15 protein-coding genes are annotated in these 16,506 nt (G+C 44.8%); 6 read left to right on the top strand and 9 right to left on the bottom strand.

Features of this window, described 5'->3' with window-relative positions; all coding sequences use genetic code 11:
- Positions 1–48: 48 nt before the first annotated feature.
- The 4 genes from napG (at position 49) to R7Z50_RS08565 (ending at position 3,542) form a co-directional block, all read left to right on the top strand.
- Complete coding sequence (gene napG, locus R7Z50_RS08550; RefSeq protein ID WP_318149012.1) at positions 49–819, top strand: ferredoxin-type protein NapG; 771 nt, start codon at positions 49–51, stop codon at positions 817–819.
- Positions 819–1,673 (top strand): quinol dehydrogenase ferredoxin subunit NapH, encoded by an 855-nt coding sequence (napH, locus tag R7Z50_RS08555; protein ID WP_047104522.1) that lies wholly within the window; start codon positions 819–821, stop codon positions 1,671–1,673. The genes napG and napH overlap by 1 nt, the downstream gene beginning before the upstream one ends.
- 199 nt (positions 1,674–1,872) lie before the next feature.
- Positions 1,873–3,054 carry an MFS transporter gene (locus tag R7Z50_RS08560; protein ID WP_005375129.1) on the top strand — a complete coding sequence of 394 codons (1,182 nt, stop codon included), beginning with the start codon at positions 1,873–1,875 and terminating at the stop codon, positions 3,052–3,054.
- Between the two features lie 206 nt (positions 3,055–3,260).
- Positions 3,261–3,542, top strand: coding sequence for a YrhK family protein (locus R7Z50_RS08565; protein WP_213897528.1), 282 nt, complete (start codon positions 3,261–3,263; stop codon positions 3,540–3,542).
- 122 nt (positions 3,543–3,664) lie between these two features.
- Here R7Z50_RS08565 and R7Z50_RS08570 read toward each other — a convergent pair whose 3' ends face one another.
- From R7Z50_RS08570 to deoD, 9 genes are all read right to left on the bottom strand, one after another.
- Positions 3,665–4,504 (bottom strand): energy-coupling factor transporter transmembrane component T family protein, encoded by an 840-nt coding sequence (locus R7Z50_RS08570; protein ID WP_213972890.1) that lies wholly within the window; start codon positions 4,502–4,504, stop codon positions 3,665–3,667.
- Positions 4,501–6,240: an ABC transporter ATP-binding protein gene (locus R7Z50_RS08575; protein WP_318149013.1), complete on the bottom strand. Its 1,740-nt coding sequence runs from the start codon at positions 6,238–6,240 to the stop codon at positions 4,501–4,503. Before R7Z50_RS08575 ends, R7Z50_RS08570 begins: the two co-directional genes overlap by 4 nt.
- 6 nt (positions 6,241–6,246) lie before the next feature.
- Positions 6,247–6,795, bottom strand: a complete 549-nt coding sequence (locus tag R7Z50_RS08580; RefSeq protein WP_005375133.1) for an ECF-type riboflavin transporter substrate-binding protein — start codon at positions 6,793–6,795, stop codon at positions 6,247–6,249.
- A gap of 335 nt (positions 6,796–7,130) precedes the next feature.
- Complete coding sequence (locus tag R7Z50_RS08585) at positions 7,131–8,261, bottom strand: HlyD family secretion protein (RefSeq protein WP_005375134.1); 1,131 nt, start codon at positions 8,259–8,261, stop codon at positions 7,131–7,133.
- A complete protein-coding gene (locus tag R7Z50_RS08590) occupies positions 8,261–8,641 on the bottom strand; it encodes a DUF3302 domain-containing protein (protein ID WP_005375135.1) in 381 nt (126 codons plus the stop codon). Before R7Z50_RS08590 ends, R7Z50_RS08585 begins: the two co-directional genes overlap by 1 nt.
- 244 nt (positions 8,642–8,885) lie before the next feature.
- Positions 8,886–10,469, bottom strand: a complete 1,584-nt coding sequence (locus R7Z50_RS08595) for a GGDEF domain-containing protein (RefSeq protein WP_318149014.1) — start codon at positions 10,467–10,469, stop codon at positions 8,886–8,888.
- Positions 10,453–11,937: a hypothetical protein gene (locus R7Z50_RS08600; protein ID WP_005375137.1), complete on the bottom strand. Its 1,485-nt coding sequence runs from the start codon at positions 11,935–11,937 to the stop codon at positions 10,453–10,455. Before R7Z50_RS08600 ends, R7Z50_RS08595 begins: the two co-directional genes overlap by 17 nt.
- A 166-nt stretch (positions 11,938–12,103) precedes the next feature.
- Positions 12,104–13,573 carry a hypothetical protein gene (locus tag R7Z50_RS08605; RefSeq protein WP_005383936.1) on the bottom strand — a complete coding sequence of 490 codons (1,470 nt, stop codon included), beginning with the start codon at positions 13,571–13,573 and terminating at the stop codon, positions 12,104–12,106.
- A 70-nt stretch (positions 13,574–13,643) separates the two neighbouring features.
- Complete coding sequence (gene deoD / locus R7Z50_RS08610; RefSeq protein WP_005375140.1) at positions 13,644–14,354, bottom strand: purine-nucleoside phosphorylase; 711 nt, start codon at positions 14,352–14,354, stop codon at positions 13,644–13,646.
- Between the two features lie 398 nt (positions 14,355–14,752).
- On the opposite strand from deoD, the gene R7Z50_RS08615 reads away from it, so the two are divergent.
- Both R7Z50_RS08615 and R7Z50_RS08620 read left to right on the top strand, forming a co-directional pair.
- On the top strand, positions 14,753–15,703 hold the full coding sequence (locus tag R7Z50_RS08615) for a YbgA family protein (protein ID WP_017635475.1): 951 nt from the start codon (positions 14,753–14,755) through the stop codon (positions 15,701–15,703).
- Positions 15,693–16,493, top strand: a complete 801-nt coding sequence (locus R7Z50_RS08620) for a MerR family transcriptional regulator (protein ID WP_005375142.1) — start codon at positions 15,693–15,695, stop codon at positions 16,491–16,493. The genes R7Z50_RS08615 and R7Z50_RS08620 overlap by 11 nt, the downstream gene beginning before the upstream one ends.
- Positions 16,494–16,506: the final 13 nt, after the last annotated feature.

The following is a 16,506-nucleotide window of genomic DNA, read 5'->3' on the forward strand; positions in this document are numbered from 1 at the left end:
GGGCTATTTATGCTTAACTTGATAAGGGAGTTTTGTTGAGGAAATAGCATGAAATCCTCTCAGTCTAAAATATCGCAAAGTCGGCGCCGATTTTTGCGTGATACAGCTCGAACTGCGGCTGGTGTTGGCGCAGCTGCGTGTGTATTGGGCTTACAATCGCTACAAAGCCAAGCTCGAGAAACCAAAGGTGTGCCTATTCGTCCGCCTGGTGCACTGCCGGAAGGCGATTTCGAATCAGCTTGTATTCGATGTGGCTTGTGTGTTCAGGCATGTCCTTACGATACCTTGAAACTTGCGACATTACTTTCACCCGTCGCGACTGGCTCACCTTACTTTACTGCACGCGATATTCCCTGCGAAATGTGCGAAGACATTCCTTGTGTTGTCGCTTGTCCGAGTGGGGCGCTGGATCCGAAACTAATCGATATTGATGATGCTCGAATGGGTACAGCGGTTCTTATTGACCATGAAACTTGCCTTAACTGGCAAGGGTTACGATGCGACGTTTGTTATCGCGTTTGTCCGCTGATTGATGAAGCCATCACGTTAGAGATGGTTCACAACGATCGAACTGGCTATCACGCCAAACTTATCCCTACAGTGAATTCCGAAGTGTGTACCGGATGTGGTAAGTGTGAACAAGCGTGCGTGTTGGATGTCGCTGCTATTAAAGTCGTCCCGACGGATTTGGCGAAAGGCAAAGTGGGCAGCCACTACAATTTTGGTTGGAAAGAGCTCGACAAACCACTCGAAAATATCCTCCCTAGTGAGACGCCTGTGCCGGAAGGTGCGCTTGAATCGCTAAAAGGAGGTAAGTAATGGCAAAGAATTTAGCTCAAAATGCTGGCAAAGAAGCGCTCGAAAAGCTTGGTTGGTGGCGCGCGCATCGGTTTTTGATTTTACGTCGGCTATGTCAGTTCACCATCATTGCGCTATTTATGGCTGGGCCGACGCTGGGAATTCTAACTGGTAATCTGTCATCAAGTATGTTGCTCGATACCGTGCCGTTAAGTGACCCGTTAATCGTGCTTCAAGCTTTGGCGACAGGGCATGTTCCGGAGTTTAATGCGTTGTTAGGCGTAGTGATTGTCGTGGTGTTTTACGCGATTTTGGCGCCGCGCGCATTTTGTGCTTGGGTGTGCCCGTTGAACATCGTGACAGACTTGGCGGCGTGGTTGCGTCGAAAGTTCAACATTAAAGCGAGCTATCGTTGGTCTCCCATGATTCGTTATTGGCTGATCCCTGTTTTGATGTTGGGCAGTGCGCTATCTGGCGCGATTCTTTGGACATGGTTAGATCCAGTTGCGGCACTGCATCGCGGGTTGGTGTTTGGTATGGGCGCAGGTTGGGTGCTAATCGCCCTAGTGTTTGTGTTGGATTTACTCTTGGTTGAGCATGGGTGGTGTGGGCACTTATGTCCACTGGGGGCTACCTATGGCGTGATAGGCCGAAAAAGCCTGTTGCGCGTTACTGCTGTTCGGCGCGAAGATTGCACCAAATGCATGGATTGCTTTTACGTTTGCCCAGAACCAGAAGTGCTTCGGCAGCCTTTGAAAGAGGGAGATCGTCGAGTTATGGATCAAAACTGCATTAGCTGTGGTCGTTGTTTGGATGTATGTCCAGAACATGTGTTTGAATTTAAAAATCGCCTATCAGTAAAAGTCATTGATTAAGCCACTGAGCACATTTACTCATGATTTATTTCTCTTGATACTTGAACATCGCGCTTCGCCAAGGAGTTAAGTGCGATGTTTGTCTTCATAACAATATCCCTCAGCCATATCTGCTTGCTCTGGGCTGAAAATAATAATGATATTGCGAATTTGTTACATTTAAAGCTATGATGATGCCTTCATATTTAAAGGAAACATCATGACTACCTCATCGCACGGCTGGAGAACGCCGCAAAATTTCCTCCTGTTAATTTCCATTATCGTGCCCATTGCTTTTTCTACCTGGATGGCGTTGTTGAACAACTTTGTTATAGAGAAAGCAAACTTTGATGGTGCCGACATAGGCCTATTGCAAAGTGTGCGCGAAATTCCGGGTTTTTTGGCCTTTACCGCCGTGTTTGTATTGCTGTTTATCCGAGAGCAACGCTTTATGCTCGTCTCTTTGGCGATGCTTACGCTTGGTACGGCATTAACAGGTTATTTTCCCACTTTGTACGGTCTACTTTTTACAACCTTGTTAATGTCCACCGGCTTCCATTACTTTGAAACACTCAAGCAGTCTTTGTCTTTACAATGGCTATCTAAAGAAGAAGCGCCAGAAATGCTGGGTAAGTTTATTTCTGTTGGAGCTTTGGCTTCTCTGTTTACCTACGGCGCCATTTGGGTTTCGCTCGAACAGCTCAAACTTGATTTTAAAACGGTCTATTTAATGGCTGGTGGTTTAGGTTTTGTGCTCATTTTGGTGATGGCATTTGCCTTCCCACAATTTAAGACAAAAGTGCCTCAGAACAAGAAGCTCATCCTGCGTAAACGTTACTGGTTATACTATGCGCTTACGTTTATGAGTGGAGCACGCCGTCAAATTTTTACGGTGTTCGCTGGTTTCTTGATGGTAGAAAAGTTTGGTTACTCCGCCGCAGATATTACGTTGCTGTTCCTGATTAACTATGTCTTTAACTTCTTGTTTGCGAAGCGAATAGGCCGTTTTATCGGCGTTGTTGGTGAGCGCAAAGCGTTGATGTTTGAATACGTCGGTTTGATCTTCGTGTTCGTCGGGTACGGTTTGGTGCAAACGGCAGAGTGGGCGGCAGCATTGTATGTTGTCGATCATTTATTTTTCGCGTTAGCGCTTGCGATTAAAACCTACTTCCAGAAAATTGCCGATCCTGCCGATATGGCGTCGACCGCAGGCGTTGCGTTTACGATTAACCATATTGCTGCAGTTGTAATACCTGTTACGTTTGGTGTCATCTGGCTTGTTTCACCTGCGAGCGTATTTTACATCGGCGCTGGTATGGCAGCAGTGAGCTTGCTGTTGTCACTCAATATTCCAGCGAAGCCGGAAGAAGGCAATGAAACTCGTTTGTTGAAGTGGAGTTAAGTTGGTACTCACTATCTAGCCATTGAAGTGAATACCTGTAATTAGACTCGCTGAAAAGGGTGCTTATGCGCCCTTTTCTTTTGATTGCAAATAGATAATCCCCCCAATGGTTGTCAATGCATGCCACGTCCGTTAGGGTTTAGAACTAAGTATATCGAAATAACTTGGGCATAACTGACGCGAAACAATAAGAGGGGAGCTATACAGTGCAGATACATGGCAGAGAGTTGGATTTAGATCTAGGAAGCCGTCACATCGTTATTCAGCGCCGCTATGAGGCGTTAGGAGCTGTAAACGACCTACTCATTGCTATTTGGTTTTTAATTGGTAGCTTTTTCTTTTTGAACGATTCGTTGATTGAAAGTGGTACTTGGCTTTTCATCGTGGGCAGTGCGCAGTTGATCATTAAGCCCCTGATAAAACTGATGAGTTTAGTTCATGTTGGTCGTTTGAATAAGCAACTTTCTGGCACATCAGCGAGCCGCTGAAATCACCGCTTCTTTTGAATACTTGCAAGCAAGAAGCCAGCAGGCGAGTTATCGAGGGGAAAGACGGAAGATAACGTGGTCACAACACTAACCACGTTATGTGCAGTTTGAAGCTTCAGAATTTAAAACGGATACCAGAACAGTTGTGTGTCCATCACACGCTTGCTTATCGCAGCAATCACTATCACCGCAATCCCCGCCATGCAGATCATATCGGCTGTGGTTAGTGGTTTTAAGCTGTACCAAGTGCGAGAGGAGTGACGGCCAAAACCACGTAGCGTCATCGCGTTTGAGATTTGATCGGCTCTGTCCAAACTAGAGAAAATCAGAGGGCCAAGAATCTTCGCCACGTTCTTCATACGAGTGAACAACGGAGCCTTCTTGCTCAGTTCTACTCCGCGTGCTTGTTGCGCGTGCATGATGTTAACAAAGTCCTTTTTCACTTCCGGCAAGTAGCGCAGCGTTAAGCTCACGGCATAGGCGATTTTGTAAGGTACACCTAAGCGGTTCAAGCTGGCTGAAAACTCCGTCGGGTGAGTGGTAAATACAAACACCAACGCGATTGGGAACATGCTGAAGTATTTCAACGTCACTGTTACTAAGTAAAACAACGTCTCTTGAGTGAGCGAGTAATTACCGGGTAACGAGAGTAAAACCGTTGATGAGCCCATGAACTCAGTACCTTGTTGCGGCGCTAACGCGAACATAAACAGGGCATTGATCAGCAATACCGTGCCTGTACCCAGTAAAAGCGGTTTGTAGACATGAAATGGCACTTTGGTCATTTTCAATAAGCCTAAACCAAGCACGATCAACAGCGCGATGATTCGCAAGTCAAATGTGGTCAATACCACCGTTACCCAAGCAATGAAAAGCAAGAACTTAGTAATGCCATTCAACTTATGAAGTGGCGATTGGGTATCGATGTAGTTGATACCAAACTTCATCTTATTGTCTTTCATGCCACCGCTTTCTCTAGTTGGTTTACGTCGTCGCTTTTTTGTTGGCGGTGCGCTTTTTCTACATTGATAAAGTGCTGCATAAAGCCATTGGTGTCCTCGATACCAACTTTCGTAGCCAACTCAAACAAACTTGTGGTAGTGAGGTTTGCTTGGTCTAGTAGCTCTGGACTGCTGAATACCTGCGTCATTGGTGCATCCGCGACTAATTTACTGTCTGCAATCACGATAGAGCGCGAGGTGTATTCCAACACTAAATGCATGTCATGAGAGATGATCATTACGGTTACGCCCAACTCGCGATTGAGCTTTTCGATGAAACTCAGCATAGACGTGTAGTTTCGATAGTCCTGACCTGCCGTCGGTTCATCAAGGATCAGAAGCTCTGGTTCCAAGACCAAAATTGACGCAATGGTTACGCGCTTTTTCTGGCCGTAGCTCAATGCTTCGATTGGCCAGTGACGGTATTTGCTCAAACCGCACAGCTCAAGGACTTCAAGTACTTTAGCTTCGATTTGTTTCTCTTCAACGCCACGATTACGGAGGCCGAAGGCCACTTCGTCGAAAATCATGTGATGGGAAATCATGTGATTCGGGTTTTGCATCACCACACCCACTTTCTGGCTGCGCTCGAAGATGGTCAGTTCGTTAAGATCTTGACCATTCATGCTCATTGAGCCGCTATCCGCTTCAATAACGCCCATAATCAGTTTGGTGATGGTCGATTTACCCGAGCCATTTTTGCCAAGTACAGAGACAAACTCGCCACGCTTGATGTCAAAACTCACGTCTTCTAACGCGTTTTTCTCACCGTCGTAAGAATAGGTGAGGCCACGGACTTCAAACAAAGTCTCGGCTGGCGTTTTAGGTGGTTGTGCTGTTGAACCATCAAACCATGCTTGTACTGCCGGTTTATATTGCTCCAACGGTAAGGTAGTTAAGCTAGAAGGTTTTGCATCGTCCTCAATCGCGCAGCCTGCTTCTTTCAGTGCTGAAATATAAAGCGGTTCGCGGATGCCGTAATCTTCTAGCAGAGGCGACGCTAAAATTTCATCTGGCGTTGTATCGGCAATGATTTTGCCGCTTTCCATCAAGATAATACGGTCAACTGAGCAATGCAGAACGTCTTCAAGACGATGCTCAATGATTACGATGGTTTTGCCCGTTTCGCGGTGTAGATCATCGATGATCTCGATGGTTTTTTTACCCGTTTTAGGGTCAAGCGCAGCTAGTGGTTCATCAAACAAAAGGATATCGACATCATCGACGAGAATGCCCGCCAAAGAAACACGCTGTTTCTGCCCGCCAGATAAATCGTGGGGTGAGCGTTCTAGCATCTGTTCCAAGTCGACCATTTTGGCCGTGGCTTTGACCAATGGGTACATGTCGATATTTGAAGTTAGCTGGTTTTCCAGCGCAAATGCAATGTCTTCGCCAATGCTCAAACCGACAAATTGGCTGTCCGTATCTTGCAGTACGGTGCCAACTTGCTCAGTGTATTGGTGCATGTCGAAAGGGGCGGTGTCTTGACCATTGATGGTCAATGTTCCACTGGTTTCCCCTTTGATTGCGTGTGGGATCAGTCCGTTAAGACATTGCCCAAGGGTAGATTTACCACTACCACTTGGACCGATAATGACGATTTTCTCTCCTTTCTCTATCCTTAGATTGATATTTTTTAGCGTCGGTTTGTCCAGCGACTCATATCTAAAAGAGAAGTTAGAAAATTCGATTGTCATTCGACATTAAGCCTCTGTTAAGTTACGGCTTTGCTTGTTACGTTTAGCGACAGACTTAAGAATGAAGAAGCCAACAATAGCAATAAGAATGGTGTTACCGATCGCGATAATAGAAAGCTGGGTAAACACTTTAGTGAACGGTTCTGCGTATAAAATCGTGTCGAGGAATGCAGAGCAACCGTAACCAAATACGTTGCCTAATAGCGCAAGTACTACGAATAACGCGAAGTCTTTCATATTGAAATCACCTTTCTCCAAACGGTAGCGCGTTAGAGAAGGGAATAGACCGATAATCAAACCAACAATACCTGAACCAAGTACCCAAGTGAGCCATACGCCCCAACCTGCAAATAGGTCAGTAACCCAGTGACCAATAAAACCAACCAAGAAGCCAACAAGTGGTCCAAATAGTACTGAGAACAATGCTAATACTGCCATTGCTGGTTTTAGCGTTGTGTTTGCAAACACAGGGATGCCAAACATAGGTAAGCCGCCGATACCGTAAAGAGCAGCACCGATTGCAATAACCACAACAGTTTTAGCGGAAAGATTCATAGATAACCTCAGTTCAATAGTCGATTTTAAAGAACGTTCATTTATATTGTTGGAAAGCGTTAGTTATTTGATTGTGTAACATATATTCAAAACAACCAAGCTGCTTATTGTTTGCTCTATTTTTCTTCAGGAAATGTGTGATTTGATTCACGCATCCCTTTGACTGGCTTTGGTTTTAGCAAGCATTAAAAATAAGGCGCGCATTATACAGAATATTAATAAAAGTGGGAATGCTATCTATCTGGATGGCTAGAATGAATCAGGGGCTGATCGTCAGCCCCTGATTACACGGTTTGATGTTATTTTTACCAATAAATGAATGCGCTATATGTTCATTAATGGTCGAGGTATAAATAGTTCTGCCAGCTCTTCATACGAATAAGCACTTTGCGCATCACTGATACGTGAGTAAAGCTGTCTGAATAAACTGCAACTTCAACCGCAGTACCCATTGGTAGGTGGTATCCACTCAAGTCGTCGGTAATTTTCAGCTTCGCAAAAACACGTCCGCTCGTGCGCAAGGCATCAGTCCCAAGCAGAGCGCCTCGCGCTTGAATTTGGCTTTCACCAATGGCTGGAATCACGTCAATGACTTCGCCACGGAACACTTTGCCCGGAATTGCGCGGAACATAAATTCTGCTTCAAAGCCTGGCTTCAAGCGTTGTAATGAGTTCTGTCTGAATGCCGCGGTGTACGTAATGTCTTCGGTATGTACGAAGGTCATTGCCGGGGCAAGTGGCAACGGCACAGCCATAACACCAGGACGCAAAGCCAATTGCGTAACGTAACCATCGGTTGGCGCACGAACGACGGTTTGCTCTAGGTTAAACTCTGCTTTACGCAGCTCGGCAAGAAGTTGCGCGACTTGGGTATTTTCGCCTCCGATTTCAGAGTCCAGAGCGATTTGAGCTTGTTCTTGTTGCAAAATCGCAACGTCTAACATGGCTTCTGCCGCTTTATACGCTTGGCGTCGAGTATCCAAATCTTGTTCAGTAAACGCGCCACGATCAAAGCCCCTTTGATATCGGCTAAATTCCCTTTGTGCTTTATCTCTGTCCGCTTGCGCTTTCAATACAGCAGCTTCTGCCTCTCTTAGATCAGACTCTAAGCCCAACGCACCTTGGCTTGCTTCTTTGACTTTCGCTTCCAGGCGAGCAACTTCTGCTTCAAAAGGCACAGGATCGATTTTGAAAAGAATATCGCCCGTTTTGAGCGGTTGGTTGGCCTGGACTGGCACTTCCACCACGCGGCCACGCACGCCAGAGACGATAGGCGTAGTCGGGAACACTTGGTTACCCAATTGAGTAAATGGGTGGTTGTAGTTCATAAGCAGCACGAGTGTGCCCACTAACACTACGCCGCCAAGTACGGCGGTTGGAACGGTCCATTTGTTTAGAGGAATATTGAAAATTTTAAAAATGGCAATACAAAGAGCTGCGTAAGTCAGAATCAGCAATAAGTCCATTATTCGTCCTCTTTACTTTGTTCAGGCAAAGGCTTTTGCTGAATCTTTTGTTGTTTCAACATCGATACTTCGTTTTTGAGTTCGTTGACTTCATCGATGAGTTCTTCAAGGCGGTGATGAATGTCGTGTGTTTCTTGTTCTAGTTGTTTAAAACCCCAGCCGCGTTCCTTGCGCCATAATGTTGCCCAGATCCATAAAAATGGCCACAGCGCATGCAAAGTGAAAAGGCTGACCCAGCCAGCGTAGTGAATTGCGTCTTGGTGCGGGTGCTCTCTCTCTTTGGCGATTTCATATGGAATATCATGGATGACAATGATTCCGTAAAAGATCACTAAAGCAACGAAGATGAGTAACCCAAGTGCAAAATAGTCTAGAAACATCTTACCTACCTGTGCGTATTGCGAAATGGAAAATCTACGTAAATTAACAATTTAAGTATTTGTCTTAAGTACAGATGAATCAAGCGGTTTTTATGTAGGAATTATGTTTATGCGATGTAAGTATCCACTGATGTTTATTGGCAGTTAAGGTGTTGCTGAGTACTAATTTAAACAAGCAGTGAAGTGATATAGGAAGGATAAGTAAAAAGTATACTAAAGCCCCAGGTGTCAACCGGGGCATGGTTTAAAGTTCGGTACAGACTTGGTTTCTGCCATTGGCTTTGGCGCGATAAAGAGCTTTGTCTGCACGATAAAAAGTTCGCTGAGTATTCTCGCCTTCTCGATGCAAGGTAATCCCTATGGATACGGTCAGCCCCCGTTCACCAAGAATATCGTCCCAACCATATTGATAAATCCGTTCACGATAATTCTCGGCATGCATTTCTGCGCGTTCCAGTTGGGTATTCTCAAGGATCACGAGGAACTCTTCACCACCAAATCGTACGCACGATGCGCCTTTAAATCTGAAGTAGGACGCCAGTTCCTGTGACACACTTTTGATCGCTTTGTCGCCCACCAAGTGGCTTAGTTCGTCATTGATGGATTTGAAGTGATCGATATCGATGACCATCAATGCAAATGCAGTATCGTGCAGAAGTAGATCTTTTAGTTTAACTTCTAACCAGCGTCGGTTGTGTAAAGACGTAAGTGGATCGGTAAAGACGTCCTGCTGTAGCTGAGCAACAGTATTTTTATGCTGCTTGGTGGTTTCTTTTAGTTCTTTGTTTTCTAGCTCTGACAAAATGAGTTTGAGTTGTAACTCAAAGCGTGAAAGTCGGCGTAGTTGAGCAGACCCTAACTCACCGATCGGAATATGTTTTACAAGATCACATTCGATTCTGTGCGCTTTTTTTTCACAATTTAATGCTTCTTGATACAACCCTTGAGAGGCGTAAACGTGACTCATCGCGTTATAAAAATGCTGAGTAACGATAGGAGATAGCTGCTTTTGAATCCTTTTACTGATGGAGTCCAGCGTTAAGTTAGCTAAAGAAGTGTGCCCTACACCGTTTAGACAATACGCAGTCTCAATTTTGACCATCGTGGATAACCAGTATGTCGTGGCACTACCCGTTGTATACTGAACATTCGAAATAGCCAGCAACGCACTGGGGTAGTCTTCTTGCAGACGATATAATTTGGCTCGGTAGAGGTGAATTTGTGCGGCGAGGTTTTTATCACTGACGAGAATGCTCAGTTCTTCACATTCACTCAACAGCTCTTTGGCGTCTGCGGTACGGTTCAAGCTGATATAACAGGCAAGCATGTACAGCTTGTAACGAAGGCGTAGGGATCGACTGCCAATAGCGTGATCGATAGCATCTATTTTTTGATAATAACGTAATGCACGTTGGTGATCCCCATAGGCATCGCATAAATTACCCATTCCAATAATGGCCAATACGTACTCATCAATATAGCCGTACTCGACGGCGATATTGGTTGAAGCAACATACTCGGTTAATGCCGCATTGTAGTCACCTAATTCAACTAAACGCTCACTCAAGCTTGCTTTCACAGAAAGAATATCTTCTACATCTTCTGGTAAAACAAGCAACTCAAGCGCTTGTTTCAATTCACTAATGCTGTCGTTGAGCTGTTTGATCTCTCTTCGATACTCGGCGCTAATGATATAGCAATGCGCTTTCTCTCGGTTTGTTGACGCAATATGTAACCCTATGTGTTCCCATAGCGTAATCGCTTCTTCACCTGAAACGGAAGAAGGATCGATACCTGCGTCAGTCACCTTGCTAAGCAGTTGTTCCATTCTTCATTACCTCAATATAACTTTCTTCGAGCTGTTCTAACGTGAATGGGAAGGTCAGGATATCTTGCAAATACAGTATCGGTTTCGGGCCTTTGATTCCGCGTCGCTTCCATGGATAGATGTCTAACATCGCTTGGACAGTGCGGTAGACCTCTTCTGCTGCTTGACCTTTTTCTGCAATTAACATTGCTAGCCTGTTACTGGAAATTCTCGAGATGAGGTCGCTAGAGGTTGTCAATGCATGAACGAGCTCGGTACAAACATCGAGAACTTCGGGGTTTGAATGCTGAATCATAATGATGGCGTGGTTAGAGCGTTTGAGCTCCGTTTTAAACAAAACTAATTGTTCCCACCAGTAGGTCTCAGAAACGACATTAGAGAACTGCTTTTCAGGGTCGTATTCGTGTTGAGAGCGAATATGATTGATCAGCTTACGTGCTCGCTGCTCTAGTTGGCGTTTAGAGCCTCTTGCTTTATCCATGCTGATTCGGTGAGTTTGTTCTTTGAGCATTTTGAGTGCGTGCTTACGGTATTTCTTGAACGCGTTAAACGCAGACTCAAAGTCTCCTTGTTCTTCAGCGACTCGTGATTGTTGGAAGCAAATTTGGCTGAGTAGCTCACCGTGGTCGAAACTGAGTGCAGACTCTTCTGCTGCAAGTAGCAACTTGGCAGCGCTGTCTGTATTTTGGCGCAAAAGCTCAAGTCTTGCTCGGCTAATAAAAGAGTGTGCTTTCATCCAAACGAGGTCATGCTCAATGGCGAGCTGGTGGGCTTTTTGGGTGGCTTCTTCGGCCGCATCAAGGCGTTCTAGTCCAAGCAGTGCTAACCCTTTAAAGTCCCAGATCTCGGCTTGCCACGTACTGTCATCATGATCTTTTAATACTTCGGTTGCTCCATCCAGTACCGTAAGCATCTCGACAAACTTATTTAGTAAGTAATAGTCCCAAGCTAATAGGATGCGCGCTTTGCCTTCTAACCAAGCAATACGAACATTGTTTGCCACTTTAACGGCTAACTCATGAGTTGAAGCGGCAAGTTGGTGTTCATTAGTGATGCGCCATACATTACCAAGCCCAATTAGAGATTCGATTTGAATTTCAACATCATCAACAAGAGCAGATTGTTCGAGCGCATTAATCCAATATTGTTGCGCGGAATAATACTTTGCTTGGCCCCAATATTGGAGTGCAAAAAGATGGAGAATTTCCGGGAGATGATCGTCGGTTTCAAGCTGTGTTTGTTTGCTGTAAGCGTCTTTGACGAGTTTTAAGCCTTGTCGGTAATCCATTAGGCACCAACAGCATTGCGCCATGATGAGTAAGGCTTTGATCTCTCCGTCCACAAATAAAATTTGTTCCGCGCGGATACGATATTGCTGCGCAATATTAAAGGTATGTTTAGGGGCCGATTTTATTTGGCCTTTAAGCTTAGTGAGATCATCTTCTAGCTGAATTTGGTTTTTATCCAACGTTCACATCCATGACTATCGAACTGGAAATCACACCTAATATTAAGTGGTTAGATGCATGTTTCTTTACCAAAGCGATGCGGATAACGTTTTGGTAAACGATCAGGGGCCGTAATGTATACCGTTACAACCCCTAATTACTACATCTAAATTACCAATAGAATAGCTACGATAGGAGCTGTTTGATTGTCAAAGGTGCATCAGAGACTTCCAACCTTTGTGCAGCGGTAAGACCTTGTTTATCCTGATAGCACAAATTATGCCAAGCTCTGAATATATCTAAAAGAGGTAAAATACCAGCAGGTCGTAATTTGCGACGTGGCTCGTTAATGAAGCTTTCGAAAAGAATCTGAAAGCGGTTTTGATAAAACTTCACATGACGAGTTGTCGCAACGTTAAACCATTTTTCAGGCTCATTTTGATCGCCAGCGAGGTAGCAAATGCCTTTGTGGTTTTCGTTTTGACTAGAGATTGCCCAACGATCGCGCCACCAACTCATATAGGCGATATCGACTTTGCCAAAGGGAGTGCTCATGTCCCAACTAGCGTCCTCTTCTACATACATCAAGTCGACACTTTTCTCTTTAATACGAGGTAAACAAACGCTCAATGCAGCTGAACGTAGTAGGGGATCTTGAGGCATGTATAGAGATACACGTTTGTTTGGGCAGCACATATCAAGTACGTGCAAATAGTGTGCATACGAGGTGTATGGCGGACGGACTAATGCCCCTTTTGAAGGGTAATGAAATACAGATAGATTACCAAGAGGGTCTTCTACGTTACCGCGAGCCAAAATTGTTTGGTATTTTTGGTCAATTCGCTCTCTGAGGTGATGAGAAGGTTCCGCAAGCGGCTCACTTGCTTCCGCTACGTACTCCTGGGAAACAAAACGAGACACCTCATCGTAAGGATTATGATCGAGAGTTGCGATTGGCTCTTCATCAGCGGAATAATTGACGTGCTGGCAAAGAATATAGCCAGAATGCGCTTCGCCAGAAACAATCCAATACACACCATTATTGCTGTTCGGTTGCAATGCAATATAGTTTGAGGCCAATTCATAATGCGTTGCGTGGTTTACCCAGCGCGCATCAATGGTTGCCAGCTTGCGGCGGCAGCGGCTAGCTATATGGTCAACATGATCGTAAAAGGTTTTTGGGTTAATACTAAGCTTGCGGCAGATTTCTCGTACGGAATATCCCGTAAACAATAAACCCATCAAGTTCTCTTGAAATTGAAGCTTCTTGTTGGCACCAGACCACTTGTCGACAAAGGTACTTTGACACACTTTACAGCGGTAACGTTGGCGATCGCCACTGTAACCGAAAGCGTGATAGAGGTGTTTGTGAGTGTGGACAGAGAGTCCAAAGTTGTCGCAATCATCATTACGGCAAGCAGGCAACCCGTCACTGTGGACGTGCCGCAGGCGATGAAGTTCGTTCACGACATCGCGATTATTAAGTAAGGGGGGGAAAGCTCCACATTCACGGCATACCATCGCCGGACGCTTAGGGTTCGCATGTTGCAGAACGTAACGCTTTGCATCACTCAATCCAAAGTTGTCACACGCCAATGTTTTACAAAAGTTGAGTTGTAACCCATCTGCGTCTTTTGGCAGTTCGCCGTTAGACACAATCGCCCCCTCGGGATAATTCGGGCAGCCAGCATAACTCTGGCTGCAAATTATTACTTACTATTTGTTCTTAGATGTTGATTGCAGTTTCTAGTGCAACTTTCATCATGTCGTTGAACGACTTCTGACGCTCTTCTGAGCTTAGTTTTTCACCACGGATGATGTGGTCAGAAACTGTCAGGATAGTCAGTGCTTTCGCGCCTAGGTCAGCTGCTACGCCGTAGATACCAGCCGCTTCCATGTCTACACCTAGGATGCCTAGTTTTTCCATCTTCTCGAAGATGTCTGCTTCTGGTGTGTAGAACAGGTCAGCAGAGAATACGTTACCTACTTTTACAGGCACTTCCTGAGCGCGCGCTTGGTTAACTGCTTCTTCTAGAAGACCGTAATCAGCGATTGCTGCGAAATCGTGGTTGTTGAAACGGATACGGTTAACTTTAGAGTCTGTAGAAGCACCCATACCGATAACAACGTCCATTAGTTTCACGTCGTCACGTACTGCACCACAGCTACCCACACGGATAACGTTTTTCACGCCGTATTCAGCGATTAGCTCGTGTACGTAGATACAGCAAGACGGGATACCCATGCCGTGGCCCATTACAGAAACTTTTTTGCCTTTGTAAGTGCCAGTAAAGCCGAACATGTTGCGAACGTCACAAACTTGTTTCACATCTTCTAGGAACGTTTCAGCGATGTATTTAGCGCGCAACGGGTCGCCTGGCATTAGAACTGTTTCAGCGAAATCACCTGGTTGTGCGTTAATGTGTGGGGTTGCCATAAGTGCTCTCCAAAGTTTTGTTTTGATAAAACGCCTCTATTATAGAACGCTATTACCAATTCTGTTGAACTTGTTCGTTTTCGTTGAGGCAATAATATCGGGACGTACAGTGGCCCCTTGAGAGCTTAGTCACAAAAACCACGCATTTAGAAACTGCAACTACTATTGATAACCAAATCTGTTGAAATCAAAAGAGCAATCGATTTGCTTTTGAGCAGTTTGTCGATTGCGCGCACAAATTCTTTGTTTTTGGGCCAAACTTTTTTCTGACAGCTGGTTGATCGAAATACTTTCGAGTGAAGTAAAACGATTAAATTGTACAACTTATTTTCTTGTACAATCTGGAAAGGCTTGCTATAAGTTATACAACAAAACTTTTTGTATAGGGATGCGTCATCATGGAATCTTCGATCAAAGTAGGTATCAGTTCGTGTGTTTTGGGTGAACGAGTGCGTTTTGACTCTGGTCATAAGGTGAGCAACTTTGTGACTAAAGAGCTTAGCCCTTATTTTGACTTTATTTCGGTATGCCCTGAAGTCGGCGTAGGTATGCCAGTACCCCGTCCAACCATTCGTCTTGTTTCTAATGAAGAGCGTGTTGCATTGGTTGAAACCAAAAATCCAGAAAATGATCATACCGACAATATGCTCACTTACTCGGCCAATAAAGTAGATGAACTTCAAAGCGAGCAGCTTTGTGGTTACATCGTTTGTGCCAAGTCACCAACTTGTGGCATGGAGCGAGTCAAGGTTTACAGCAAGAACAGTGCTGCGAAAGAAGGTGTTGGCTTGTATACGCAAACATTGATGCAAAAAATGCCTTGGTTGCCTGTTGAAGAGGATGGCAGACTTAACGACCCTGTATTGAAAGAAAATTTTATTACTCGAGTATTTTGTCTAAATGACTTTTACGACTCGATGGATGGTGAGCCTACTCGTGGCAAAATCATCGACTTTCATTCGCGCTACAAACTGACGTTAATGGCACACCACCCAGAGTCATACCGCTCCCTTGGCCGCTTAGTCGCTGATGTCGCTAATTATGAAATTGAAGACTTTTACCAAGAGTATCGTTTAGGACTGATGAAGGCGTTAACGAATCGGGCTAGCCGAAAAAACAACACAAATGTGTTGATGCATTTACAAGGGTACTTCAAACGCTCACTAACTAAAGAAGAAAAAGAAGAGTTAGCGACAGTGATTCACGACTACCGAATCGGAATGCTGCCTCTGCTAGCACCACTTACATTGATTAAGCATTACTTAAATACTTACCCAGACGAGTATTTAGCAAAACAGAAGTTTTTAGAACCGTATCCGCAGGAGATGAGATTACGCTATGGTTTGTAGTTCAGAAGAAAAACTATACGCGATCCGAGATGTCGCAGAAATCACGGGTGTAAAACCAGTTACGCTGAGAGCTTGGCAACGAAGATACAACTTGATCCAGCCTCAGCGAACTGAAAAAGGACACAGACTCTATCGCCAGCAAGATCTCGATACGATTCGCGAAGTCCAGAGTTGGCTCGCGAAGGGGATTTCGATTGGTAAAGTGAAGGGGCTGCTAGGAAAAAGCGCCGATGTCGAAGTCAAAAACGAGGTTCGCACACTCGAAGAAGTTGAAAACATGCTGCTTGCGCTGTCTACCCTGAATCGAGGAAAAGCAGAGAGTTTACTTGCCTCTGTTCTTAAAGAGTACCCACTAAAACTCGTTATTGATCAGTTTATTAGCCCAGTATTTGATGCGCTAGATATGGTAAAAGGATCGTTGCGATCCTTGCAGGTGGGGTTATTTCAGACTTGTTTAATCACTCGACTTGCCCTTGTTATCGATTCTGAAAACAAAGCCGCTTCCAAAGGAAAGTGTCTGCTCATTAGCTTTGAACAAAACAGAGAATCTGAGAGTTGGATTCAAGCAGCGAAGCTTTGTGAACAAGGGTATCACACGACTTTGATCGATAAGGTTGATGATGTTTCTGGTCTACTAGATCACGAGGTCATTGAAAATGGTTCGTTTATCTACCTTTTCTCCAATAAAGCACTAGCTGCTAAACAAGTAGCGTCCATCAAAATGCTTCACGCACAGCTAGGTGATCGGATGGGGTGCTCTGAAGTGATAGAGAAATTACACCTAACTTAGTAGACAAAAGATA

The sequence above is a fragment of the Vibrio sp. 1249-1 genome (assembly GCF_033340495.1).

Coding starts and splice junctions, on each gene's coding strand:
- napG (WP_318149012.1), top strand. CDS start 49: ATGAAATCCTCTCAGTCTAAAATATCGCAAAGTCGGCGCCGATTTTTG.
- R7Z50_RS08570 (WP_213972890.1), bottom strand. CDS start 4,504: ATGAAAGACAATAAGATGAAGTTTGGTATCAACTACATCGATACCCAA.
- R7Z50_RS08560 (WP_005375129.1), top strand. CDS start 1,873: ATGACTACCTCATCGCACGGCTGGAGAACGCCGCAAAATTTCCTCCTG.
- R7Z50_RS08620 (WP_005375142.1), top strand. CDS start 15,693: ATGGTTTGTAGTTCAGAAGAAAAACTATACGCGATCCGAGATGTCGCA.
- napH (WP_047104522.1), top strand. CDS start 819: ATGGCAAAGAATTTAGCTCAAAATGCTGGCAAAGAAGCGCTCGAAAAG.
- R7Z50_RS08590 (WP_005375135.1), bottom strand. CDS start 8,641: ATGTTTCTAGACTATTTTGCACTTGGGTTACTCATCTTCGTTGCTTTA.
- R7Z50_RS08585 (WP_005375134.1), bottom strand. CDS start 8,261: ATGGACTTATTGCTGATTCTGACTTACGCAGCTCTTTGTATTGCCATT.
- R7Z50_RS08580 (WP_005375133.1), bottom strand. CDS start 6,795: ATGAATCTTTCCGCTAAAACTGTTGTGGTTATTGCAATCGGTGCTGCT.
- R7Z50_RS08615 (WP_017635475.1), top strand. CDS start 14,753: ATGGAATCTTCGATCAAAGTAGGTATCAGTTCGTGTGTTTTGGGTGAA.
- R7Z50_RS08575 (WP_318149013.1), bottom strand. CDS start 6,240: ATGACAATCGAATTTTCTAACTTCTCTTTTAGATATGAGTCGCTGGAC.
- R7Z50_RS08595 (WP_318149014.1), bottom strand. CDS start 10,469: ATGGAACAACTGCTTAGCAAGGTGACTGACGCAGGTATCGATCCTTCT.
- deoD (WP_005375140.1), bottom strand. CDS start 14,354: ATGGCAACCCCACACATTAACGCACAACCAGGTGATTTCGCTGAAACA.